Below are 23,872 nucleotides of genomic sequence, written 5' to 3' on the forward strand. Positions count from 1 at the left end.
CGGCGGGGCGTCGGGGACGCTCCCGCCGGGCCCGGGTGTGCTGCCCGGTGGGGAGGTGCGGCGGCCGGGCGGGCCGCCTCCGGGTCAGGAGAGGGTGATGGACGCGGGCGCCGGGTTGGAGCCGCTGGTGGTGGCGTTGAAGCCGAACGTGGTGGAGCCGCCCGCGGGGACGGTGCCGTTCCAGCTCACGTTGGTGCAGGTCACGCGGGCCCCGGACTGGGTGCACGAGGCGTTCCATGCGTGGCTGATGCGCTGGCCCGCCGGGAAGTCCCACGTCGCCGTCCAGCCGCTCAGCGAGGAGCCGGTGCAGCGGATGGTGACGTTGCCGGTGAAGCCGGAGTTCCACTCGTTGGCCACGGCGTAGTCGGCCACGCAGCCGTCACCGGGCGGGTCCCCCGGGTCGCCCGGGTCACCGGGGTCGGTCGTGCCGCCGAGGGCCTCGGCGACGGCGTCGTAGGCGGGCTTGGCCTGGTAGTTGCCGTCGTACATCAGCGGGGCGCCGTAGCCCTCGAAGACGTCGGGCACCCAGGAGTCGTTGTCGCCGACGCCCCAGACGGTGACGCCCTGGCAGCGGCTGACGGCCAGGCACGCGTCGAAGACGGCGCGGTAGTCGTCCGCCTGGCGCCGCAGCTCGTCGGCGCTGGCGGGCATCTGGATGCGCACGTCCAGTTCGGTGATGTCCACGTCCAGGCCGAGGTCGGCGAAGCGCTGGATGTTGGCCTGCATGGTGGACGGCACCTGGCCGAGGATCAGGTGCGACTGGAGGCCGATGCCGTGCAGCGGGACGCCGCGGGCCTTGAGGTCGCGGGCGAGGTTGTACATCGCGGTGCTCTTGGCGTTGACGGCCTCGACGCTGTAGTCGTTGAGGTAGAGCTTCGCGGTCGGGTCGGCCTCGTGGGCCAGGGTGAGCGCCTCGGCGATGTAGTCGGGGCCGAGCGCGTCGTACCAGATCGTGCGCCGGAAGCTGCCGTCGTCGTTGAACATCTCGTTGACGACGTCCCACACGGCGATGCGGCCCTCGTAGCGGCCGACCGTGGTCTCGATGTGGTTCCGCATGAGCTGGCGCATCTCGGCGGCGCTGAAGTCGCCGTTGTCCAGCCAGCCCGGGTTCTGGCTGTGCCAGATGAGGGTGTGGCCGCGCACCTGCTGGCCGTTGGCCTCGGCGAAGTCGACGAGCTGGTCGGCCTCGCCCCAGTTGTAGCTGCCGCGGTTGGGTTCGAGCACGCCCCACTTCATCGCGTTCTCCGCGGTGACCGAGTTGAACTCGGTGGCGGCGATCTCCCGGTAGCGGGCGTTGTTGGTCAGCTTCGAACCGGCGAGCGCGTTGCCGATGTGGATGCCCTTGGCATCGGCCAGGTCGCGCAGCGGCTGGTCGGCGGCCTGAGCGGGGGCGGCGCCGGTGGCCAGGGTGCCGAGCGCCGTCGCGGCGCACAGCACGCCCGTGGCCAGGGCGCGGCCCAGGCGGGAGCGGGGTGGTCTCATGGGTCGGGGGTTCCTTCCGTGGTGGGTGCGGCCAAGTGGGGGGTGAGGTCGTAGGTGTCCAGGCGTCCGCACATGCCGAAGCGGCGCGCGGACGGTGGCGCTGCCGTGGCGACGGAGGCGTCCAGCAGGTGGCCGATGCGTCCGTCGGTCAGGGCGGCGAGGTGCTCCTCGGTGCGGTCGGCGGCCCGCCGGGCGCCGGTGCGGCAGCGTTCGGCCCAGTCGGGGAACCGGTCGCGGCGCAGGGCGAGGGCCTGCCGGTAGAAGCGCGGCAGCGCCTCGGTGTCCCCGGCTGCGGTGCGGGCGAGGAGGTCGCGGTAGCCGCGGACGGCGAGGTCGCGGCGGCGCCGGGCGGAGGCGGCGTCGTCGGCGTGGCTGGCGGCGGCGTACGCCACCGGGTCGGCCAGCACCTCGGGCGGGAAGGTGAAGACGGCGTCGCCCGCCTCGGGCAGGCCGCCGTTCTGCATGACGACGACCACCCGCAGGGCGTCCTCACCGGTGACCACGGCGCGGTGGACGGTGCCGGGGCCGAACCAGGCGACGGCGCCGGGGCGCAGCGGCGTCCTGGCCGGCCCGCCGGCGGTGAGGGTGTCCAGGCTGCCCTCACCGGCGGCGACGACGTACCCCTCGGTGCAGGCCAGGTGGACGTGCGGGGAGCCGCCGCGCAGCCCGTCCGGCGCCGGCCAGTCGTAGACGGTGAGGCCCGAGACGGCGGTGCCGCCGGGGAAGGCGGGCGCGGGCGGGGGCGTCACCACGGGTGGTCCGCGAGGTGCGCGGCGATCCGCCGGGCGTCCCACTCGCCGTCCGCGACGACGAGCCGGTAGGCCAGGCGCAGCCGTTCGCCCGCCGCGAGCGGCAGCGCGTCGTAGAAGGCCAGCGAGGGGTTGACCACCGGGTAGGGCTCGCTGCGCACGAACCAGTGCGGGGGGTGCCCGGGGTGGTCGGGGGCGGCGGTGAAGACGAGGGTGGCGGCGCCGTCGCGTCCGTCGAACCGCCCGGTGAAGGCCAGCCACTGGCCCGGGCGGCCCATGACCGCCTCGCCCTCGGTGCCGTCGGACAGCAGCACCCGGCCGCCGGTGAAGGAGCGCGGGCCGCGCCAGAAGAAGCCGCAGTACCCGGCCAGTTCCCGGCCGAAGACGGTGGGGCTGCCGAACTCCAGCGTCGAGGCGCGGACGTTGTGCAGCTCGGAGGTGAACTCCAGCGTCCAGCTCCCGCCGTCCGGGTCCACGTCGCGCACCGCCAGCTTCCGGTGCTCGGTGATCCAGTGCTCGCCGTCCGCGGTGTGCCAGGCCAGTTCCTCGCCGAACCCGTGGCCGCTGTCCGGGGCGGTGAAGCGGACGTGGTCCATGCGTCCGACGTTGGGCAGGTCCAGGTAGCCGTAACCGGGGGCGCCGGGGGTGTAGGTGCCGCCGCCCCAGAAGTTCTGGCCCGACAGGTGGGAGGCGGTCATGGACAGGCCCTTGTGCCACCGGTGGTCGTGCGGGCGGTTGCCGGTGACGGTGCCGCCGGACAGGGTGCGCAGCGGGTGGGCGTAGGGCATGGGGCACTCGGCGGCCGGGAGCCCGGGCCGGTAGTGGTAGCGCAGCAGTTCGGTGCCGGCGGCGCTGAGGGAGACGGTGGCCGCGTCCTCGTCGTGGGCGGTGGCGGCGGTGCGGGCGTCGGTGGTCATGCGGGCTCCTGGAGGGTCCGGACGGTGGGCGCCCAGCCGGGGGTGTCGCCGTGCAGGCGGTGGTAGAAGGGGTCGTCGGGGCCGAGCTGGTCGCGGCGGACGGGCTGCCCGGTGAGGGCGGAGCGGTAGAGCGCGGTGACGAGTTCGAGCGTCTCGCGGCCCGCGCGCCCGCTGGCGGGGGGCCGCTGCCCGCGCTCCAGCGCGTCCAGCACGTGCGGGTACTGGGCGGAGTGGGAGCTGCGCACTTCCCCGGACGCGGCCGCCTCGTGCCACGCCCGGACGGCGGCCTCGGGGACGCCGGGCGCCGGGGTGACGCTCCAGTCGGCGTCGCCGTAGCCGTACAGGTGGGTGAGTTCCACGGTCACGTCCTGGAAGTCGAAGCGCAGCCGGCTCTCCTCGCGCGGGGACAGCACGCTGTTCAGCACGGTGGCGACGGTCCCGGAGGTGAAGCGGACGAGGGCGAGCGAGACGTCCTCCGTCTCCACGGAGCGGTCCAGCCGCCCGGCCATCGCCCGGACCTCCGCCCATTCGCCGAGCACGGAGAGCATGAGGTCCATCTGGTGGATGCCGTGGCCCATGGTGGGGCCGCCGCCCTCGGTGGCCCAGCGGCCGCGCCAGGGCACCTCGTAGTAGTCGTGGCCCCGGTACCAGGCGGTGACGCACTGGGCGACGAGCGGCCGGCCGAGCGCTCCGGACGCGGCGAGTTCGGCGAGCCGCAGGGCCCCGGAGCCGAAGCGGTGCTGGTAGACGACGCTGGCGTAGGGGCCGCCGGGACGTTCCGCCGCCTCGATGCGGTCGAACTCGGCCAGGGACAGGACGGGTGGTTTCTCGACCCACACCCAGGCTCCGGCCTCCAGGCAGCCGACGACGGCGTCGGCGTGCGCGGCGGGCGGGGTGCACAGGTGCACGAGGTCGGGTCGCTCGGCTTCGAGCATGGCGGCGACGGAGGTGTGGGCGGCGGGTATGCCGTGCCGGGTGGTGAAGTCCCGCAGCCGGGCGGGGTCGGTGTCGACGGCGGCGACGAGGTCCACGCGGTGGGACTGGCTGCGCAGGGCGGGCAGGTGCCCGACCTCGGCGATACCGCCGGTGCCGACGATGGCGGCGCGCAGCGGGCGGCCCGGCGGCCGGTGGGGGGCGGGGTCCTGGGCGGGGCGGGGGACGGGCCGGTTGTGGGGCATGGCGGGCACGGGCCTGCGCACGCGGGCCGCCTGGCCGGACGGGGCCGGGCCGGGCGGTCGCGCGGACCCGCGTGCCTCCCTTCGCGCGTGGGGCGACAGCGGAACGTGCGGGTGGTGCGGGCATGCTGCGGGTGCGGTGCGCGGCGCGCGGTGGGGTGCGGCGGTGCGCGCGGCGCGCTGGTGCGTGCGGCGGTGCGGGACGGGTGGCTGCGACGGACGTGGGGGCGGCTCAGGACGTGCGGGACGTTCGAGGCGTGCGGGACGTACGAGGCGTGCGCGGTCGTGCGGCGGTGCCGGGCGTGCCGGGTGGAACGGTCCGGTCCCGGGGCGCGGACGACCCGGGCGCACCGGGTGTGCCCGGTGCCACGGGTGCCGCCGACCGTCCGCGCACCTCTTCGAATGTTTCGAAGAAAGCGCCGATCTGCTTCGGTGACGTTAGGAGTCTTCGCCGTGAGCCGTCAATACGTCGGCGCGCAGTTCGTGGGAGCGCTCCCCGCCCCACCGTCCCACACCGCGCCTCAGCGCGTGGGGGAAGCGGTGGAACTGCGCACGACCAGGCTGGTGGCCAGCTCGATCCGGGTGACGGCGGGCCGCTCCCCCCGCCCCAGGTCCAGCACCATGCGGGCGGCGGCCTCGGCCATCTCCGTGAGCGGCTGCCGCACCGTGGTGAGCGGCGGCGCGACCCAGCGGCTGAGCGGCAGGTCGTCGAAGCCGACCACGCTCAGGTCCTCGGGCACCCGCAGCCCCAGCTCGCGGGCCGCCTCGTACAGGCCGAGCGCCTGGATGTCGTTGCCGGTGAAGACGGCGGTCGGCGGGTCGGGGAGCCGCAGCAGCTCCCCGCCGACGCGGAAGCCCGCCTCGTGGTGGAAGTCGCCCTCGCGGATGAGCTGCGGGTCCACGGGCAGGCCCGCTGCCTCCATCGCCGCCCGGTAGCCGTCGATGCGGGCGCGGCTGCACATCATGCGCCGGGGGCCGCCGATGACGGCGATCCTGCGGTGGCCCAGTTCCACCAGGTGCCGGGTCGCGGCGAGTCCGCCCTGCCAGTTCGTGGCCCCGACCGAGGGGACGGAGTCCCCCGGGTCGCCCGCCGGGTCCATGACCACGAACGGCACGTTGCGGCTGGTCAGTTGCGCCCGCTGGGACTCGTCCAGGCCGGAGAGGACGAGGATGACGCCCTGGGGGCGGCGGGCCAGCATGCGCTCCACCCAGGTCTGCCCGGGGGTGAGGCGGCCGTCGCTCTCGGAGAGCACGACGCCGAGGCCCTCCTGCCGCGCGACGTTCTCCACGCCACGGATGACCTCCATCGCCCACGCGCTCTCCAGCTCGTGGAAGACCAGGTCGAGCAGGGGGGAGCGGCTGGCCTCCGCGCGGCGCCGGCGGTAGCCGTGCCGGACGAGCAGCTCCTCCACCCGCGAGCGGGTCCCGGCGGCGACGTCAGCCCGGCCGTTGAGCACCTTCGAAACAGTCGGAGCCGACACTCCGGCCGCCCTGGCGATCTCGGCGAGGGTGGCGGCGCCGCCCGCCTGACCGCGGTCACGGTGCGGCGGACGCGCACCGCGGGGCTGTGCTTCTGCGGAACTCATGACGGCGATGGTAGCCCCGCACCGGCGTCGGCCCCCGGCGGGCGTGGACGCGCGGGCTCCGCAAAGAGCCGCCGCGCGACGTCTTGACGCGGCGCGTACGGCACCCTACGTTGCTCGAAAATTCGGAAACACCTCCGAAATCTTTCGAAGAGAGGCGCTGCCATGACGCCGGGTTTGTTCACCGACAGGACTTTCAGCAGGCGCGGCGTGCTGGCGGCCGGTGCGTCCGCCCTGGCCGCCGCGGCCGTCTCCGCCTGCGGTTCGGGGTCCCAGCCCGGCTCGGGCGGCGGCACCCTCACCGCCTTCGTCTACGGCGACGACGCCGTCAAGGTGCAGGAGGGCGCCGTCAGCCGCTTCAACAAGGGCTCGGACGTGCGCATCAAGCTGGAGCCGATCCCCGGCTCGGACTACAGCACCAAGCTCCGCACCGCCATGGGCTCCCCCAGCGGCCCGGACATCTTCTTCAACTGGGGCGGCGGCAGCATCCGGCCGTTCCAGGAGGCGGGGAAGCTGGTGGACCTCACCGACGCCGTCCGCTCCGACGCACAGCTGGCGAACGGCTTCCTGCCCGCCGTGCTGGAGGCCGGGACCCTGGCCGGGCGGAACTACGGCATCCCCATGCGCGGCATGCAGCCGGTGATCCTCTTCTACAACAAGTCCGTCTTCGACGAGCACCGGCTGACCCCGCCGGAGTCCTGGCAGGACATGGAGCGGCTCATCGACACCCTGCTGGGCAAGAAGATCACGCCGTTCGCCCTCGGCGGCTCCGACACCTGGACGGAGCTGATGTGGCTGGAGTACCTCGTGGACCGCATCGGCGGCGCCGAGGTCTTCGCCCGCATCCAGGCCGGTGACTCCGAGGGCTGGGGCGACCCGGCGGTGCTGCGGGCCGCGCAGACCGTCAAGGACCTCATCGACCAGGGCGCCTTCGGCGACAACTTCAGCTCGGTCAGCTACGTCAGCGGCGGCGCCCCCGCGCTGTTCGCGCAGGGCAAGGCCGCCATGCACCTGATGGGCTCCTGGGAGTACGCGACCCAGCTCGGCAAGTACCCGGACTTCGCCAAGAAGCACCTGGGCTGGGCCCTCTTCCCGTCCCTGCCCGGCGGCAAGGGCGACCTGCGCAACGTCGTCGGCAACCCCACCAACTACTGGTCGCTCAACGCCCGCGTGAAGGACCACGAGCCGGCGCTCGCCTTCTTCCGCGAGATGGCCTCCGAGCAGTACGCGCAGGCGCTGGTGGACAACGGCGACATCCCCACCACGACCGGCGCGGAGAACCTGCTCGACGCCTCCCCCAGCCCGCAGTTCGCCAGGTTCCAGTACCAGCTCGTCGAGGACGCCCCCAGCTTCACGCTCTCCTGGGACCAGGCGCTCGGCGCGGACCTGGCCACGCCCATGCTCACGGAGATCAACAAGCTGTTCGTCGGCCAGTCCTCCCCCCAGGCGTTCACCGAAGCGATGAAGGGACTGGCGTGACGTCCGCCGCACCCCCCACCGCACCACCCCGCACCGGGCGGCGCCGCGGCGGCGCCGCCCGCGCGGGCAGCAGCGTCGCGCGCCCCAGCGCGGCGTGGGCGCTGCCGGGCATCGCGTTCTTCGTCTTCTTCGCCATCGTGCCGCTGCTGCTGGCCGTCTACCTCTCCTTCACCGAGTGGGACGGCCTCACCTCGCCGCAGTTCACCGGTCTCGACAACTGGTCGCGGCTGCTGGCCGACCCGGAGATGGCCAAGGCGGCCGGGCTCACGGGGATGATGCTCGTGCTGAGCTGGTCCTTCCAGACGCCGGTCGCCCTCCTCATGGGGGTGTGGGCGGCGGGACGGCAGCGCAACCGCGCCGTGCTCTCGGCGGTGTTCTTCCTCCCGCTGCTGCTGTCCAGCACCGCCATCGCGCTGCTCTTCCACTCCTTCCTCGACCCGAACTTCGGCGTCGTACGGCAGATCGGGCCCTGGTTCGGGCTGGAGAACGGCAACGTGTTCGGCTCGTCCACGGGCGCCTTCCTGGCCGTCGTGTTCGTCGGCGGCTGGCAGTTCATCCCGTTCCACGCGCTGATCTACCAGGGCGGCGCGCGGCAGATCCCGCAGGTGCTCTACCAGGCCGCCGCCATCGACGGCGCCGGGGGCCTGCGCCGGTTCTTCTCCATCACGCTGCCCCAGCTCCGCAACACCATCACCACCTCCACCGTGCTGATGGTCGTGGGCACGCTCACCTACTTCGAGACGGTCCTGATCCTCACCAAGGGCGGTCCCGGCACGGACACCACGATCCTGCCCTACCTGATGTACCGCACCGGCTTCCAGAGCTACGACCTGGGCTACGCCAGCGCCATCGCCACCTTCCTCGTCGTCGCCGCCACCGGTCTGTCGCTCCTGCTGGTGCGCTTCACCGGCTTCGGCGCGATGCGCAGCACCCGAGAGGGGATGTGACGACCGATGCCCACCGGCACCACCGAAGCCACGTCCGGCGGCGCCCACGGGGCGCCGCCCGCACCACGCCCCGGTGACACCCCGCCGCGCCGCACGCGGCGGGCCTCGGCCCTGTCGCACCGCGCGGCGGCAGGCCGCCGACCGCTGCGGCGCCGACTCAACCCGCTGGCCGGGCTCGGCTCCTTCGGGTGGCTGATCGTCGTCCTGGTGCCGCTGTACACGCTGGTCTCGGCGTCGCTGATGGACCAGACGCAGGCGCTCACCGGCAACCCGCTCACCCCGCCGCAGAACCCGTCCCTGGACAACTACAACACCGTCCTGAGCAGCGGTTTCCCCCGGCTCATGGGCAACACGGCGCTGGTGGCCGTCGCCACCGTGACCCTCGTGCTCGTCCTGTCGGTGCCCATCGCCTACGTCGCCGTGCGCACCCGCAGCCGCCTGTCGGGCCTGGCGTTCCGGGTGTTCCTGCTGGGCGTCGCCATCCCGGCGCAGGCCGTCCTCGTGCCGCTCTACCTGCTCATCGCGGAACTCGGCCTGTACGACACGCTGCCCGCGGTGATCCTGCCGACGGCCGCGTTCGCCATGCCCGTCGCCGTCATCGTCCTCACCGGCACCATGCGGGACATCTCCGAGGAGCTGTACGAGGCGATGGCGCTGGACGGCGCCACCCCGCTGCGGATGCTGCTCCAGCTCGCCGTGCCGCTGTCCAAGGCGGGCATCAGCACCGTGGGCATCTTCTCCGCCCTCCAGGCGTGGAACGGCTTCATCTTCCCGCTGATCCTCACCCAGTCCGAGGGACCGCGCGTGCTCACCCTCGGACTGTTCAACTTCATGGGCCAGTTCGGGATCAACATCCCCGCGCTCCTCGCGGCGGTCGTGCTCTCGGGCGTCCCCATCTTCGCCGTCTACCTGGTGGCGCGGCGCGCGCTGATCAGCGGGCTCATGGGCGTCGGCGGCAAGTAGCCCGCCCGGCCCCGCACCGCACGCGGGGCACCCGCACCCCACGCAGGACAACAGAGAGGAACCCCGTTCCATGACCATCCGCCCGGCTCAGGAAGTTGCCGCGCCCGTCGCGGCCGACCCCGCGGAGGTCACCGGCGCGGCCCCGTGGCGCGACCCCGCGCTGCCCGTCGACGCGCGGGTGGCCGACCTGCTCGGCCGGATGACGCTGGAGGAGAAGGCCGCCCAGCTCTACGGCGTCTGGGTGGGCGCCGACGGCGACGGGGAGGGCGTGGCCCCCTACCAGAACGAGATGGGCGGGGAGGTCGACTGGGACGCGCTCGTCACGCGCGGCCTGGGCCAGCTCACCCGCGTCTTCGGCACCGCGCCGGTGGACCCGGCGCGCGGCGCGCTGAGCCTGGTCCGCGCGCAGCAGAGCATCGCCGCCGCCGGACGGTTCGGCATCCCGGCCATCGCGCACGAGGAGTGCCTGGCCGGGTTCACCGCACACGGCGCCACCGCCTACCCGGTGCCGCTCGCCTGGGGCGCCACCTTCGACCCGGAGCTGGTCGCCGAGATGGCCGGGCGCATCGGACACGACCTGGCGTCGGTGGGCGTCCACCAGGGGCTCGCGCCGGTCCTCGACGTCGTCCGCGACCCGCGGTGGGGCCGGGTCGAGGAGACGATCGGTGAGGACCCCTGCCTGGTGGGCTCCATCGGCGCCGCCTACGTGCGCGGGCTGGAGGAGGCCGGCGTGGTCGCCACGCTCAAGCACTTCGCCGGCTACGCCGCCTCCACCGGTGCCCGCAACCTCGCCCCCGTGCGGGCCGGGCGGCGGGAGCTGGCCGACGTCGTCCTGCCGCCCTTCGAGGCCGCCCTGCGGGCGGGCGCCCGTTCGGTGATGCACTCCTACGCCGAGATCGACGGCGTCCCGGCCGCCGCGGACGTCTCCCTGCTCACCGGCCTGCTGCGCGAGACGTGGGGCTTCACCGGGACCGTCGTCGCCGACTACTTCGGCATCGGCTTCCTGGAGACGCTGCACCGGGTCGCCGACGGCCCCGGCGACGCCGCCCGGCTGGCGCTGGCGGCCGGGGTGGACACCGAACTGCCCACCGTCCGCTGCTACGGCGACGCGCTGGTCGAGGCGGTGCGGGCCGGACGGGTGCCCGAGGACCACGTGGACCGGGCGGCCCGGCGGGTGCTGCGGCAGAAGTGCGAACTGGGCCTGCTCGACGCCGGCTGGTCGCCGGTGCCGCCCGCGCTCGCGCACACCGCGGCACCCGAGGCGCCGCAGGGCAGCGTGGACCTGGACCCGCCGGAGAACCGGGCGCTGGCCCGCACCCTGGCGGAGCGGTCGTGCGTGCTGCTCGCCAACCGGGGCGGCGCGCTGCCGCTGGCGCCGGTGCCCGGCGCCCGCGTCGCGGTCGTCGGGCCGCGCGCCGACGACCCGTTCGCCATGCTGGGCTGCTACTCCTTCCCCGCCCACGTCGGAGTCGTCCACCCGGAGGTGCCGCTCGGCGTGGAGATCCCCACCGTGCTGGACGCCCTGCGCGCCGAGTTCCCCGCCGCCGACGTGGCGTACGCGGAGGGCTGCGACGTCACCGGCGCCGACATCTCCCGGCTCGCGGCGGCGGCGGAACTGGCCGCCGGCGCGGACGTGTGCGTGGCCGTCCTGGGCGACCGCGCCGGCCTGTTCGGGCGCGGCACCTCAGGCGAGGGCTGCGACGCGCCCGACCTCGCCCTGCCGGGCGTCCAGGGCGAGCTGCTGGACGCCCTGGTCGCCACGGGCACGCCCGTGGTGCTGGTGCTGCTCACCGGCCGCCCCTACGCGCTGGGCCGCTGGTCGGACCGGCTGGCCGCCTCGGTGGTCGCGTTCTTCCCCGGCGAGGAGGGCGGCCCGGCGGTGGCCGGGGTGCTCTCGGGCCGGGTGAACCCCTCCGGGCGGCTGCCCGTCAGCGTCCCCGCCCAGCCCGGCGGCCAGCCGTGGACGTACCTCCAGCCGCCGCTGGGCGGCAGGAGCGAGGTCAGCAGCATCGACCCGACGCCGCTGCACCCCTTCGGGCACGGGCTGAGCTACACGTCGTTCGACTGGACGGACGTGGACGTCCCGGCCACCGAACTCGCCACGGACGGCGCCGTGGACGTCTCGCTCACGGTGCGCAACTCCGGCGGGCGGGACGGCATCGAGACCGTGCAGCTCTACCTGCACGACCCGGTCGCCCAGACGACCCGGCCCGAGGTGCGGCTGATCGGCTACGCGCGGGTGCCGCTGGCGGCCGGAGCGGCCCAGCGGGTGCGGTTCCGCTTCCACGCGGACCTGGCGTCGTTCACCGGGCTCGCCGGGGACCGCGTCGTGGAGCCGGGCGAGCTGGAACTGCGGCTCGCCGCGTCGAGCACGGACGTCCGCCACACGGTGCGGGTGCGGCTGACCGGCCCGGAGCGCCGCGTCGGCTCCGACCGCGTCCTGTCCTGCCCCACCGAGCTGACGCCGCCCGGCACCGCGTGACCGGGGCGCCCCGGCCCGGCCGGGGCGCCTGACCCGCCGTCCGCGCCACCGCGCGGCCGGCGGCGGCACGCCCGCACGGTTCCGCGGCTGCGCGGACGGCGGGAAATACGGTGCGTCGCGTCAGGGGTGAATCGTAGGATCACTCCTGATGAGTGCCGCCGTCGAGAATCCCCCCGCCCCCGCGCCCCCCGGCCCGCCGCGGTCGGCGGTGCGCTCGCTGTCCCGGTTGTGGCCCTACGTCCGGCCGGTGCGCGCCCGGGTCGGCACCGCCGCGCTCGTGGCCGTCGTCGCGTCCTGCACCGGACTGGTCATCCCACTGGCCCTGAAGTGGATCATCGACGGTCCGGTCGCCGCCCGGGACACCGCCGGGGTGTGGTGGGGCGGCGCGCTGCTGCTGGTGATCGGCGTGGCCGAGGCGGCGCTGTTCGGGTTGCGGCGGTGGCTGGTGGCCCGGCCGCTCGCCGGGGTGGAGGCGTCGATGCGGGCGGATCTGTTCGCCCACCTCCAGCGGCTGCCCGTGGCCTTCCACGACCGCTGGGCCAGCGGGCAGCTGCTGTCCCGGGCCACCACCGACCTCCAGCTCCTGCGGTTGTTCCTGGCCTTCCCCCTGACGTTCCTGTTCGTCAACAGCGTCACGATCCTGGTGGGCTGCGCGATCCTCCTTGTCCAGGAGTGGACGCTCGGGCTGGTGCTGCTCGCGCCCGTCGTGCCGCTCGTGGCGCTGTGCGCCATGTTCGAGAAGCGGTACGCGCTCGTCGCACGCACCGCGCAGGACCAGGTGGGCGACCTGACCACCGTCGTCGAGGAGGCCGTCCTCGGCATCCGGATCATCAAGGGGTTCGGGCGGCACCGCAGCCAGGCGCGGGCGTTCCGCGCGCTGTCGGACCGGCTGCGCGGCACCGAGCTGCACAAGGCGCGGCTGCTGGCGACGGTGTGGGGGCTGATCCTCACCCTGCCGGAGCTGGCGCTCGGCACGGCGCTGGTGCTGGGCACCGTGCAGGTGGCGGACGGCGCGCTGTCGGCGGGCACGCTCGTGGCGTTCCTGTCGACGGCGCTGGCGCTGCGCTGGCCGGTGGAGTCGATCGGCTTCCTGCTGGCCATGAGCAACGAGGCGGCCACGGCCGCCGACCGCTACTTCGAGGTCCTGGACGAGCCGGTGCCCGCCGAGCCCGTCCCGGACCGCTCCCGGCCCGGAGCGGCGGCCGGGGCGCGGACGGAGACGGAGACGGGGCTGCGGTTCTCCGGCGTGCGGTTCCGCTACCCGGACGCCGACCCGGCGGCCGGGCCGGTGCTCGACGGCGTGGACCTGCACGTGGCCTCCGGCGAGACGGTCGCGCTGGTCGGCGCCACCGGCAGCGGCAAGACGACGCTGACGGCGCTGGTGCCCCGGCTGCACGAGGTCACCGCGGGCCGCATCACCCTGGACGGCACGGACACCGCCACGCTGCCGCGCGCCGAGGTGCGCGCCCTGGTGGCGGTGGCGTTCGAGGAGCCGACGCTGTTCTCCGCGTCCGTGCGGGAGAACATCGTGATGGGCGCGCCGGACGCCACCGACGAGGAGGTGTGGCGGGCGCTGCGCGTCGCGCAGGCCGAGGGGTTCGTCTCCGCGCTGCCGCGCGGCCTGGACACCCAGGTCGGTGAGCAGGGGCTGAGCCTGTCCGGTGGCCAGCGCCAGCGGCTCGCGCTGGCCCGCGCGGTGGCGGGACGGCCGCGCTTCCTGGTGCTGGACGACCCGCTGTCCGCCCTCGACGTGCACACCGAGGCCAAGGTGGAGGCCGCCCTGCGCGAGGTGCTGGCGACGACGACGGCCCTGGTCGTCGCCCACCGCCCCTCCACGGTGCTGCTGGCCGACCGCGTGGCGCTGCTGTCGCAGGGCCGCGTCACGGCCGTGGGCACGCACCGCGAACTCAGCGCCGCGAGCGCCGAGTACCGCCGCCTGATGTCCGGTGACGGCTCGCCCACCACGATGTCCGCAGAAGACGAGGGGGAACGGTGACCACGACCTCGACGGCCACTCCGGCGAGCCCGGGGCCGCCGCCGTCCGATCCGGCGGCCCCGCACGGTGAGGGGGACGGCGATCCCTTCGACCGCGACGTGCTGCCCGCCCCGAAGGACGCGGCCCGCACGCTGCTCGGCTCGCTGCTCGTGCCGCACCGCCTGCGGGTGGCCGTCGCCGTCGGACTGCTGCTCGCCCAGCAGGCGGCCGTGCAGGGCGGCCCGCTGCTGGTGGCGTTCGCCATCGACGACGCGGTGCCCGCGCTGCGGGACGGCCGGCACGGGCCGCTGGTCGTGCTCGCGGTGGCGTACGCCCTGTGCGCCATCGCCTCCGGCGGGCTGCAGTACGCCTTCACCCGGGCCGCCGCGCGCGTCAACCAGAGCGTGCTGCTGGAGCTGCGCGGCCGGATCTACCGGCACGCCCAGGCGCTCAGCGTGGACTTCCACGACCGCTACACCTCCGGACGGCTCATCTCCCGGGCGACGACGGACGTGGAGGCCCTGCGCGAGCTGCTGGACGAGGGGCTCCAGGAGCTGCTGGGCGTCATCGTCTCGGTCGGCTACATCGCCATGCTGCTCCTCTACCTGGACCTCGGCCTCGGCGGCGCCGCACTGGCCTCCTTCGTGCCGCTGCTGCTGCTGGTGCGCGACTTCCGGCGGCGCTCGATGCGGGTGTACCGCAAGCGCTCCACGGCGATCGCGTCCCTCATCGTGAAGTTCGCCGAGACGATGAACGGCATCCGGCCGGTGAAGTCCTTCCGCCGCGAGAAGGCGAACGAGACCGCCTTCCGGAAACTGAACGAGGACCACCTGCGGGTCAACGGAGACGCGATCCTGGAGATGGCCCGCTACGTGGTGCTCTCCCGGCTGACGGCCAACGTCGCGGTGGCCGCCATCGTGCTGTGGGGCGCCTACCGGGTGGCGGACGGCACGCTGGCGCTGGGCGCGCTGGCCGCCGCCGCGCTGTACGTGCGGCGGCTGTACGACCCGATCGACCGGCTGGGCATGTTCCTGAACTCCTACCAGTCGGCGGCGGCCTCGCTGGAGAAGATCGCCGGACTGCTGGCCCAGCGGCCCGGCGTGCCCGAGCCCGAACGGCCGCGCCCGCTGCCGCCCGCGAGCGGCAGCGGCCCGGCCCGCACCGTCACCTTCGAGGGCGTCAGCTTCGGGTACCGCACCGGCGGCGAGGTGCTGCCCCGGTTCGACCTGACGATCCCGGCCGGGCAGACCGTCGCGGTGGTCGGCACGACGGGCGCGGGCAAGTCCACGCTGGCCAAGCTGCTGGCCCGCTTCTACGACCCGAGCGCGGGCCGGGTCCTGCTGGACGGCACCGACCTGCGGGAGCTGGCCGTGCCGGAGCTGCGGCGCGGCGTGGTGATGGTGACGCAGGAGGCGTTCCTGTTCTCCGGCACCGTGGCGGAGAACATCGCCATCGGACGTCCGGACGCCACCCGGGAGGACGTCGAGCGGGCGGCGAAGGCCATCGGGGCACACGACTTCATCGCCGCGCTGCCGGACGGGTACGACACCGACGTGCGCAAGCGGGGCAGCCGCATCTCGGCGGGGCAGCGGCAGCTCGTGGCGTTCGCGCGGGCGCTGCTGGCCGATCCGGCGGTGCTGATCCTGGACGAGGCGACGTCCTCGCTGGACGTGCCCGGCGAGCAGGCCGTGCAGCGCGCCATGCACACGGTGCTGGGCGACCGCACGGCGGTGGTCATCGCACACCGGCTCTCCACGGTGGAGGTCGCCGACCGGGTGCTGGTGATGGCGGACGGGCGGATCGTGGAGGACGGCCCGCCCGCGCGCCTGCTGGCGGGCACGGGCGGGTTCGCGCGACTGCACCGCGCCTGGCGGGAGAGCCTGGGCTGAGCGGCCCGGGATCCAGGATCCGCGATTCCGTGAACAATCCCGCGTGACCATGAGCACTGTCCGAGCAGATCCCGGCGATCATGAGCAACGGTTACGGTCAGTAGTAATCAGTTGTTGGTCTTTGCGATCTTCCGGGATACGTGAGAGGAGTCCTTCCTACCGTCCCGGCCACAGGCAGTCCCACCCGTCACCAGGAAAGGCGCGGCGTGGGCGGAAGGCCGGTCAGGTAGCGGTTGATGCCGTCCCGGATGAAGAACGAAATCCTGAGGTCGTCCAGGAACTCGGGGGCGGGGAACTGGAGCCTGGCGCCCTCGGCCAGCAGGAGCTGGGTCTCATCTCGTACCGGTGGGCGGAGACGAAGGTGATCAGCTGCCCGGTCCGTGCTCGTCGCGGATGTCGCAGAGCTGCCGCAGGCCCTCGGCCTCGTCACCCAGTCCGGCTTCCTCAAGGCGCGTCCGCCGGAGTGTCTGCTGGCGCTGGTGGGGCTGAAGAGTCACCGAGAGGCTTGGAGTCTCCTCAGGTGCTGGGATCGGCGCGGGGGACCCAGCCGTTGGCGGCTCCCGTGTGGATCAGTTCCTGTGCATACTGCCAGAGGTCTACGGACGCATCCTTGATCACGGACTTGCGGGCGAGCACGTCCTTCTCGGTGACTCCCGGGGTGCGCCAAGTCCCGCCGCGGTTGCCGTAGTTGAGCAGCAGGGGCTGGAGCCGGTCCATCGCCTTGGCGAAACGGGCTTCGGGCGTGCTGCGTTCCTCGAACTCGTCCCACAAGGACCGGAAGTGGTCTCGTTGGTCGAAGGGCAGGAGCGCGAAGAGCTTGTCCGCCGCCTGTTGCTCTCGTGCCTCCTGATCGGCGGCAGCTGCTGTGTCGTACAGGAATGTGTCCCCTGCGTAGATCTCTACCAGGTCGTGGAGTACGACGAGGGCGAGAACCTTGCTTGTGTCGATGGGTTCGTCTGCGTATTCGGCGAGTACCAGGGTCATCAAAGCGAGGTGCCAGGAGTGCTCGGCGTCGTTCTCCTTGCGGTTCGCGGCCAGCAGCGGACTCTGCCGGAAGACGTCCTTGAGCCGGTCCACCTCGATGATGAAGTCGATCTGGCGGCGCAGCCTTTCCGGGGTGCCGTCGGGCTGCTGGACCGATTCGGCGAGCAGGGGGGAGTCATCGTTGGGCATGGCAGGCTCCTTGAAGGGTTTCATGCGTGCGCTCATGATCAGCGGACACGAGCAGTGCTCATCACACGCGAATTCCGACATCGCTGCAGGAACTCGTGCTCAGGATCCCGCGCTCCCTGCACGGGACCCGGCGGGCGGCCCCGGGCCCCGGGGCCGCCCGCCGGGCGCGCCGGTCAGCGCAGGAGCACGCCCGCGGCCTCGTCGGACGCCGCGGTGCCGGGCGGCACGACGGCCAGTCCCAGTTCGGCGGCGCCCGCCAGGAGCCGGTGCGCGGGCAGGACGCGGACGGTGTAGCCGAACGGCCCGGTCCGGTCGAGGGCCAGCTCGCCCTCGTAGAGCCGGCAGCCCGCGAGGTCGGCCCCGCCGGCGGGCTTGAGCACGACCGTCTCCGGATCGGTGATGGTGTCGGTGCGGTCCACCCGGCCGGTGACGGCCTGCACCTCCACCTCGCCCGGCTCCAGCGCGCCGAGCCGGACCCGGACCCGCAGGGTGAGGCAGCCGCCCAGCTCCAGGGAGCCGGAGGCGGGACCGGCGGCCTCGACGTGGTCCACGGCGACGTGGCTCCACTCGGCGCGCACCCGCGTCTTCCAAGCGGCCAGTTCCCGGGCGGCGTCCGGGTCCATCGCGCGGTGGGCGCGGGCGGCCGGCGCGTACAGGCGCCGCACGTAGTCGCGGACCATGCGGTCGGCGAGCACCTTGGGACCGAGCCGGGTGAGGGTGGCCCGGACCATCTGGAGCCAGCGTTCGGGGCGGTCGTAGAAGCAGGGGGCGACCTGCTCCTCCAGGACCGTGTAGAGGGCGGCGGCCTCGATGGCGTCGCGCCGGTCGGCGCCGTCCGCCGGGCTGCCGTCGTCAGCCGGGCCGTCGGCGGTGGGGATGGCCCAGCCGAAGTCGGGCTCGTACCACTCGTCCCACCAGCCGTCCAGCACCGACAGGTTGAGGCCGCCGTTCAGCGCGGCCTTCATGCCGCTGGTGCCGCACGCCTCCAGCGGGCGCAGCGGGTTGTTGAGCCACACGTCGCAGCCGGGGTAGAGCTTCCGGGCCATGCCCATGCCGTAGTCGGGCAGGAACACGATCCGGTGCCGCACCCGCGGGTCGTCGGCGAAGCGGACGAGTTCCTGGATGAGCCGCTTGCCGCCGTCGTCGGCCGGGTGGGCCTTGCCCGCGACGACGAGCTGGACGGGCCGCTCCGGGTGGAGCAGCAGGTTCCGCAGCCGGTCGCGGTCGCGCAGCATGAGGGTGAGCCGCTTGTAGGACGGGACGCGGCGGGCGAAGCCGATCGTGAGCACGTCGGGGTCCAGGACGCCGTCCACCCAGCCCAGTTCGGCGTGGCCCGCGCCCCGTTCGCGCCAGGCGTCGTAGAGCCGCTGCCGCACCTCGCCGACGAGCTGCTCGCGCAGGCCGCGGCGCAGGTCCCACAGGTCGGAGTCGGACAGGCGGGGCGCCTCCTCGGTGACCTCGGGGGCGGTCCAGGTGGGGGCGTGGACGCCGTTGGTGAGGGAGGTGATGGGCACCTCGGCCGCGTCGAAGCCCGGCCACAGACCGGAGAACATGCGGCGGCTGACGTCGCCGTGCAGGGTGGAGACGCCGTTCGCGCGCTGGGCCAGGCGCAGGCCCATGACGGCCATGTTGAACAGGCCGGGGTCGCCCTCGGGCGGGCTCTCGGTGCCCAGGCCCAGGACCTGTTCGGCGCCGATGCCGGGCAGCTCGCCGTCGTCGCCGAAGTAGCGGGAGACGAGGTCGCGGTCGAACCGGTCGATGCCCGCGGGCACGGGGGTGTGGGTGGTGAAGACGGTGCCGGCCCGGACGGCCTCCAGGGCGGCGCCGAACTCCAGCCCGTCCGCGCACAGCTCCCGGATGCGTTCCAGGCCGAGGAGGCCCGCGTGTCCCTCGTTGGTGTGGAACACCTCCGGGGCGGGGTGGCCGGTCAGGCGGCAGTAGGCGCGCACGGCGCGGACGCCGCCGATGCCGAGGAGCATCTCCTGGAGGAGCCGCTGCTCCCGGCCGCCGCCGTAGAGCCGGTCGGTGACGTTCCGCTCGGCCGGGGCGTTCTCCTCCACGTCCGAGTCGAGCAGGAGCAGCGGGACGCGTCCGACGCGGGCGAGCCAGACGTGGGCGTGCAGGGTGCGGCCGCCGGGCAGCGCGAGGACGACGGTGACCGGCGTCCCGCCCTGCTCGCGCAGGAGTTCGAGCGGCAGCTCGTCCGGGTCGAGCACGGGGTAGCTCTCCTGCTGCCAGCCGTCCCGGGAGAGCGACTGGCGGAAGTACCCGTGCCGGTAGAGCAGGCCGACGCCGACGAGGGGGACGCCGAGGTCGCTGGCGGCCTTGAGGTGGTCCCCGGCGAGGATGCCGAGGCCGCCGGAGTACTGGGGCAGGGCGGCGGTGATGCCGAACTCGGGCGAGAAGTAGGCGACGGCGGCGGGCAGGCCGTCGTCCGCGCTCTGATACCAGCGCGGTTCGGTCAGGTAGTCGCCGAGGTCACCCGCGCCCACGGTGAGGCGGCGCAGGAAGCGGCGGTCCCGGGCCAGCTCGGCGAGCCGGCCGGCCGGGACGGAACCGAGCAGCCGCAGCGGGTCGCCGCCGGCCGCCCGCCAGCCCTCGGGGTCGACGTACCGGAACAGCTCTCGGGTGTCGGGGTGCCAGGACCAGCGCAGGTTCCGCGCCAGGTCGCTGAGGGGTCGTAGGGGCTCGGGAAGGACGGGACGCACGGAGAATCGACGGATGGCCTTCACCCCTCGAAGGTAGCCGCGCCCGGGCGGCGCCCGGCGCCGTTCGCGGCGTTTCCCTGCGTGTCACCTCCGCGCGCGCCGCCCGCGCGCCGTCCCCGCTCCCCGGGTGTCCGCAGGGGTGCGCGCGCGCCGGGCGCACCGCCGCGTCCGACGGGACGTCAACACACCGGAACTGAACTGCTGTACGACGGGTGATTCCGCGCTGCGGCCGGGCGCGCCGCTTCCGTGCGCCCCGCATGCGCCGGTCAGCACGACCGCGCGGCTACCTACGAGTAGTTCACCTGGGCGTGGCATCCGCCCCCCTGAGCCTGGGCAGGTAACTCCCCTGCGCGACGAGACCCCCAGCCGAGTGAACGCGGACAGGAGCGGTCATGCCCGCACATCCCCCCGCCGTTGAAAAACGGATACAAAGTACAAAACCACTCCGTTCGACCACAGGTGAGAACCCATGATCGGTCGTATTCCCGTCCTGGACGTCCAGCCGCTCGTCGACTGCGGGCGGCGGCCCGCCAAAGCAGCGGTGGGAGAGTCCTTCCAGGTGTCCGCCACCGTCTTCCGGGAAGGGCACGACGCGGTGAACGCCAACGTGGTGCTGCGCGACCCGAGCGGACGGACCGGGCCGTGGACCCCCATGCGCGAGCTGGCCCCCGGCACCGACCGGTGGGGTGCCGAGGTCACCGTCGACGCCGAGGGCCGGTGGACCTTCGTCGTCGAGGCGTGGAGCGATCCGGTGGCGACCTGGCGCCACCACGCGGGCCTGAAGATCCCGGCCGGTGTGGACACGGAGCTGACCTTCACCGAGGGCGCCGCGCTGCTGGAGAAGGCCGCGGGCGAGGTGCCCAAGGACGAGGGCCGTGCCGTCGTGCTGGAGGCCGCCGACGCCCTGCGGGACACCGGCGCGCCGGACGCCGCCCGGCTGGCCGCCGCCCTGCACCCGGAGCTGACGGCGGTGCTGGCGCGGCATCCGCTGCGCGAGCTGGTGACCGCCTCCCGCTCGATGCCGGTGCAGGTCGAGCGGCGCCGCGCCCTGTTCGGCTCCTGGTACGAACTGTTCCCGCGCTCGGAGGGCGCCGTCGTGACCGGGGACGGCCCGCCGGTCCCCGGCACGCTGCGCACGGCCGCCGAACGGCTCCCGGCCGTGGCCGCGATGGGCTTCGACGTGGTGTACCTGCCGCCCGTCCACCCGATCGGCACCGCGTTCCGCAAGGGCCGCAACAACAGCCTGGACGCCGGGCCGCACGACGTGGGCTCGCCGTGGGCCATCGGCTCGCCGGAGGGCGGCCACGACGCCCTCCACCCGGACCTGGGCACGTTCGCGGACTTCGCGCACTTCGTCGAGACGGCCCGGAGCCTGCGGATGGAGGTCGCGCTCGACTTCGCCCTCCAGGCGTCCCCCGACCACCCCTGGGTCACCGAGCACCCCGAGTGGTTCCGCCGCCGGGGGGACGGCACGATCGCCTTCGCCGAGAACCCGCCGAAGAAGTACCAGGACATCTACCCGATCCACTTCGACAACGGCCTCAAGGCGTACCGGGGCCTGGTCGCCGAGACGCTGCGCCTCCTGCGGTTCTGGATGGAGCGGGGGGTGCGGATCTTCCGGGTGGACAACCCGCACACCAAGCCCGTCCGCTTCTGGGAGAAGGTGATCACCGAGATCAACCGCACCGACCCCGACGTCATCTTCCTGGCCGAGGCGTTCACCCGGCCCGCGATGATGCACGCGCTCGCGCAGGTCGGCTTCCAGCAGTCCTACACCTACTTCACCTGGCGCAACACCAAGCAGGAGCTGACCGAGTACCTCACCGAGCTGACCGGGCAGGCCGCCGCCTACATGCGCCCGAACCTCTTCGTCAACACGCCCGACATCCTGCACGCCTACCTCCAGCACGGCGGGCGGGCCGCCTTCGAGGCACGGGCGGTGCTGGCCGCCACCCTCTCCCCCACCTGGGGGGTGTACGCGGGCTACGAGCTGTGCGAGGCGACCCCCGTGCGCGAGGGCAGCGAGGAGTACGCGGACTCCGAGAAGTACGAGCTGCGCCCGCGCGACTGGGCGGCGGCCGAACGTGAGGGCCGCTCGATCGCCCCGCTCATCACCACGCTCAACCGGCTGCGCCGGCGGCACCCCGCGCTCCAGCAGCTCCGCTCGCTGCACTTCCACCACACGGACAACGACCAGATCATCGCGTACTCCAAGCGCAGCACAGCGCCCTACGCCGACTCAGTGCTGGTCGTGGTGAACCTCGATCCGCACCACACCCACGAAGCCACCGTGTCGTTGGACATGGGGAAGCTCGGCCTCACCGAGGCGCAGGAACGTGGCGCCGAGACCTTCCCGGTGCGCGACGAGCTCACCGGCGAGACCTACCACTGGGGCAGGGACAACTACGTGCGGCTGGAGCCCGGCCGAGCCGGCTCGCCGGCTCCGGCGCACGTCCTGACCCTGCGACCGTCCTCACCGACCGGAGGGTCACCCAACGATGAGCGTCAATGAGCCCGTCCCCGACACCTTCGAGGACACGCCCGCCAAGGACCGCGACCCCGAGTGGTTCAAGCGCGCGGTCTTCTACGAGGTCCTGGTGCGTTCGTTCCAGGACAGCAACGGTGACGGCGTCGGCGATCTGAAGGGCCTCACCGCCAAGCTCGACTACCTGCAATGGCTGGGCGTCGACTGCCTGTGGCTGCCGCCGTTCTTCAAGTCACCGCTGCGCGACGGCGGGTACGACGTGTCCGACTACACCTCGGTGCTCCCGGAGTTCGGCGACCTCGCCGACTTCGTGGAGTTCGTCGACGCGGCGCACCAGCGCGGCATCCGGGTCATCATCGACATGGTGATGAACCACACCAGCGACCAGCACGAGTGGTTCCAGCAGTCCCGCTCCGACCCGGACGGGCCCTACGGGGACTACTACGTCTGGGCGGACGACGACAAGCGGTACGCCGACGCGCGGATCATCTTCGTCGACACCGAGGCGTCCAACTGGACCTTCGACCCGGTGCGCAAGCAGTACTTCTTCCACCGGTTCTTCTCCCACCAGCCCGACCTCAACTACGAGAACCCGATGGTGCAGGAGGAGATGATCTCCGCCCTGCGGTTCTGGCTGGATCTGGGCATCGACGGATTCCGGCTGGACGCCGTGCCCTACCTGTACGCCGAGGAGGGCACGAACTGCGAGAACCTGCCGCAGTCGCACAACTTCCTCAAGCGGGTCCGCGCCGAGATCGACGCCCACTATCCCGACACCGTGCTGCTGGCGGAGGCCAACCAGTGGCCGGAGGACGTCGTCGACTACTTCGGCGACTACGCCAAGGGCGGCGACGAGTGCCACATGGCGTTCCACTTCCCGGTGATGCCGCGCATCTTCATGGCCGTCCGCCGGGAGTCCCGCTACCCCGTCTCGGAGATCCTGGCCAAGACACCGGCCATCCCCTCGGGCTGCCAGTGGGGCATCTTCCTGCGCAACCACGACGAGCTGACCCTCGAAATGGTGACGGACGAAGAGCGCGACTACATGTACGCCGAGTACGCCAAGGACCCGCGCATGCGGGCCAACATCGGCATCCGGCGGCGGCTGGCCCCGCTGCTGGACAACGACCGCAACCAGATCGAGCTGTTCACCGCGCTGCTGCTCTCCCTGCCCGGCTCGCCGATCCTGTACTACGGCGACGAGATCGCCATGGGCGACAACATCTGGCTCGGCGACCGGGACGCGGTGCGCACGCCGATGCAGTGGACTCCGGACCGGAACGCGGGCTTCTCCTCCTGTGACCCCGGGCGGCTGTTCCTGCCCGCCATCATGGACCCGGTCTACGGCTACCAGGTCAGCAACGTCGAGGCGTCGATGAGCTCGCCCTCGTCCCTGCTGCACTGGACGCGGCGGATGGTGGAGATCCGCAAGCAGAACCCGGCGTTCGGGCTGGGCCAGTACACCGAACTGCCCTCCTCCAATCCGGCGGTGCTGGCCTTCCTGCGGGAGGTGCGGCTGCCCAGCGGCGAGGACGACATCGTGATGTGCGTCAACAACTTCTCCCGCTTCCCGCAGCCCACCGAGATCGATCTGCGGACCTGGCGCGGTCTGCACCCGGTGGAGCTGATCGGCGGGGTGCGCTTCCCCGCCATCGGCGAGCTGCCGTACCTGCTGACGCTGGCCGGGCACGGCTTCTACTGGTTCCGGCTGCGCAAACAGCCCACCGCGCCCGCCGCCCCGGCGGCGCCCGCGGCGCCGGCCGGCTAGGCGCACCGGCCCGTGTGCGCGCCACGACGGCCCGGCAGGTTACACCCGGGCCGCCGTGGGCACACGTACAGACACCCGTGCGGCCCAGCGCGCCACC

The 23,872-nt window shown here is 73.3% G+C and carries 16 protein-coding genes; 8 read left to right on the forward strand and 8 right to left on the reverse strand.

Translation table 11 applies throughout. The annotated features are described in order from the left end of the window. Nucleotides 1-84 precede the first annotated feature (84 nt). The 5 genes from V1J52_RS04355 to V1J52_RS04375 form a co-directional block, all read right to left on the reverse strand. A complete protein-coding gene (locus V1J52_RS04355) occupies nt 85-1,482 on the reverse strand; it encodes an endo-1,4-beta-xylanase (protein ID WP_330138239.1) in 1,398 nt (465 codons plus the stop codon). After that, nucleotides 1,479-2,234: a cupin domain-containing protein gene (locus tag V1J52_RS04360; RefSeq protein WP_330138240.1), complete on the reverse strand. Its 756-nt coding sequence runs from the start codon at nt 2,232-2,234 to the stop codon at nt 1,479-1,481. Before V1J52_RS04360 ends, V1J52_RS04355 begins: the two co-directional genes overlap by 4 nt. Beyond that, a complete protein-coding gene (locus V1J52_RS04365; RefSeq protein WP_330138241.1) occupies nt 2,228-3,148 on the reverse strand; it encodes a DUF6807 domain-containing protein in 921 nt (306 codons plus the stop codon). The genes V1J52_RS04360 and V1J52_RS04365 overlap by 7 nt, the downstream gene beginning before the upstream one ends. Then, complete coding sequence (locus tag V1J52_RS04370) at nt 3,145-4,326, reverse strand: Gfo/Idh/MocA family protein (protein ID WP_330138242.1); 1,182 nt, start codon at nt 4,324-4,326, stop codon at nt 3,145-3,147. Before V1J52_RS04370 ends, V1J52_RS04365 begins: the two co-directional genes overlap by 4 nt. A 518-nt stretch (nt 4,327-4,844) precedes the next feature. Then, entirely contained in the window at nt 4,845-5,909 is a 1,065-nt protein-coding gene (locus V1J52_RS04375; protein WP_330138243.1) for a LacI family DNA-binding transcriptional regulator, read from the reverse strand. A 162-nt stretch (nt 5,910-6,071) separates the two neighbouring features. On the opposite strand from V1J52_RS04375, the gene V1J52_RS04380 reads away from it, so the two are divergent. The 6 genes from V1J52_RS04380 (at nt 6,072) to V1J52_RS04405 (ending at nt 15,641) form a co-directional block, all read left to right on the forward strand. Further along, nucleotides 6,072-7,385 (forward strand): extracellular solute-binding protein, encoded by a 1,314-nt coding sequence (locus V1J52_RS04380; protein ID WP_330138244.1) that lies wholly within the window; start codon nt 6,072-6,074, stop codon nt 7,383-7,385. Next, nucleotides 7,382-8,332: a carbohydrate ABC transporter permease gene (locus V1J52_RS04385; RefSeq protein WP_330138245.1), complete on the forward strand. Its 951-nt coding sequence runs from the start codon at nt 7,382-7,384 to the stop codon at nt 8,330-8,332. Before V1J52_RS04380 ends, V1J52_RS04385 begins: the two co-directional genes overlap by 4 nt. Before the next feature lie 6 nt (nt 8,333-8,338). Continuing rightward, nucleotides 8,339-9,295, forward strand: coding sequence for a carbohydrate ABC transporter permease (locus tag V1J52_RS04390; RefSeq protein WP_330138246.1), 957 nt, complete (start codon nt 8,339-8,341; stop codon nt 9,293-9,295). Between the two features lie 70 nt (nt 9,296-9,365). Continuing rightward, nucleotides 9,366-11,777, forward strand: coding sequence for a beta-xylosidase/alpha-l-arabinosidase (locus V1J52_RS04395; RefSeq protein WP_330138247.1), 2,412 nt, complete (start codon nt 9,366-9,368; stop codon nt 11,775-11,777). A 148-nt stretch (nt 11,778-11,925) separates the two neighbouring features. Then, nucleotides 11,926-13,773 (forward strand): ABC transporter ATP-binding protein, encoded by a 1,848-nt coding sequence (locus V1J52_RS04400; RefSeq protein WP_330138248.1) that lies wholly within the window; start codon nt 11,926-11,928, stop codon nt 13,771-13,773. Then, nucleotides 13,770-15,641 (forward strand): ABC transporter ATP-binding protein, encoded by a 1,872-nt coding sequence (locus V1J52_RS04405; protein WP_330138249.1) that lies wholly within the window; start codon nt 13,770-13,772, stop codon nt 15,639-15,641. Before V1J52_RS04400 ends, V1J52_RS04405 begins: the two co-directional genes overlap by 4 nt. A 365-nt stretch (nt 15,642-16,006) precedes the next feature. Here the strand turns inward: V1J52_RS04405 and V1J52_RS04410 are convergent, their stop codons facing one another. From V1J52_RS04410 to glgP, 3 genes are all read right to left on the reverse strand, one after another. Next, nucleotides 16,007-16,138 carry a hypothetical protein gene (locus tag V1J52_RS04410; RefSeq protein WP_330138250.1) on the reverse strand — a complete coding sequence of 44 codons (132 nt, stop codon included), beginning with the start codon at nt 16,136-16,138 and terminating at the stop codon, nt 16,007-16,009. A gap of 19 nt (nt 16,139-16,157) precedes the next feature. After that, entirely contained in the window at nt 16,158-16,814 is a 657-nt protein-coding gene (locus tag V1J52_RS04415) for an HD domain-containing protein (protein WP_330138251.1), read from the reverse strand. 173 nt (nt 16,815-16,987) lie between these two features. Further along, the gene (gene glgP, locus V1J52_RS04420) at nt 16,988-19,546 is read right to left on the reverse strand and encodes an alpha-glucan family phosphorylase (RefSeq protein ID WP_330138252.1); all 2,559 of its coding nucleotides are present in this window, start codon (nt 19,544-19,546) and stop codon (nt 16,988-16,990) included. Between the two features lie 445 nt (nt 19,547-19,991). Between glgP and V1J52_RS04425 the strand changes: the two genes are divergently transcribed. Together V1J52_RS04425 and treS are read left to right on the forward strand one after the other, a co-directional pair. After that, the gene (locus V1J52_RS04425; RefSeq protein ID WP_330138253.1) at nt 19,992-22,034 is read left to right on the forward strand and encodes an alpha-1,4-glucan--maltose-1-phosphate maltosyltransferase; all 2,043 of its coding nucleotides are present in this window, start codon (nt 19,992-19,994) and stop codon (nt 22,032-22,034) included. Beyond that, on the forward strand, nt 22,021-23,775 hold the full coding sequence (gene treS, locus V1J52_RS04430) for a maltose alpha-D-glucosyltransferase (RefSeq protein WP_330138254.1): 1,755 nt from the start codon (nt 22,021-22,023) through the stop codon (nt 23,773-23,775). The genes V1J52_RS04425 and treS overlap by 14 nt, the downstream gene beginning before the upstream one ends. Nucleotides 23,776-23,872 lie beyond the last annotated feature (97 nt).

Source organism: Streptomyces solitudinis (genome assembly GCF_036323765.1).
Taxonomy (GTDB): domain Bacteria; phylum Actinomycetota; class Actinomycetes; order Streptomycetales; family Streptomycetaceae; genus Streptomyces.

Bases quoted from the DNA above. Each gene is read 5' to 3' on its own strand.
- V1J52_RS04355 (WP_330138239.1), bottom strand. From the start codon at position 1,482: ATGAGACCACCCCGCTCCCGCCTGGGCCGCGCCCTGGCCACGGGCGTG.
- V1J52_RS04365 (WP_330138241.1), bottom strand. From the start codon at position 3,148: ATGACCACCGACGCCCGCACCGCCGCCACCGCCCACGACGAGGACGCG.
- V1J52_RS04370 (WP_330138242.1), bottom strand. From the start codon at position 4,326: ATGCCCCACAACCGGCCCGTCCCCCGCCCCGCCCAGGACCCCGCCCCC.
- V1J52_RS04375 (WP_330138243.1), bottom strand. From the start codon at position 5,909: ATGAGTTCCGCAGAAGCACAGCCCCGCGGTGCGCGTCCGCCGCACCGT.
- V1J52_RS04380 (WP_330138244.1), top strand. From the start codon at position 6,072: ATGACGCCGGGTTTGTTCACCGACAGGACTTTCAGCAGGCGCGGCGTG.
- V1J52_RS04390 (WP_330138246.1), top strand. From the start codon at position 8,339: ATGCCCACCGGCACCACCGAAGCCACGTCCGGCGGCGCCCACGGGGCG.
- V1J52_RS04395 (WP_330138247.1), top strand. From the start codon at position 9,366: ATGACCATCCGCCCGGCTCAGGAAGTTGCCGCGCCCGTCGCGGCCGAC.
- V1J52_RS04400 (WP_330138248.1), top strand. From the start codon at position 11,926: ATGAGTGCCGCCGTCGAGAATCCCCCCGCCCCCGCGCCCCCCGGCCCG.
- V1J52_RS04415 (WP_330138251.1), bottom strand. From the start codon at position 16,814: ATGCCCAACGATGACTCCCCCCTGCTCGCCGAATCGGTCCAGCAGCCC.
- V1J52_RS04425 (WP_330138253.1), top strand. From the start codon at position 19,992: ATGATCGGTCGTATTCCCGTCCTGGACGTCCAGCCGCTCGTCGACTGC.
- treS (WP_330138254.1), top strand. From the start codon at position 22,021: ATGAGCGTCAATGAGCCCGTCCCCGACACCTTCGAGGACACGCCCGCC.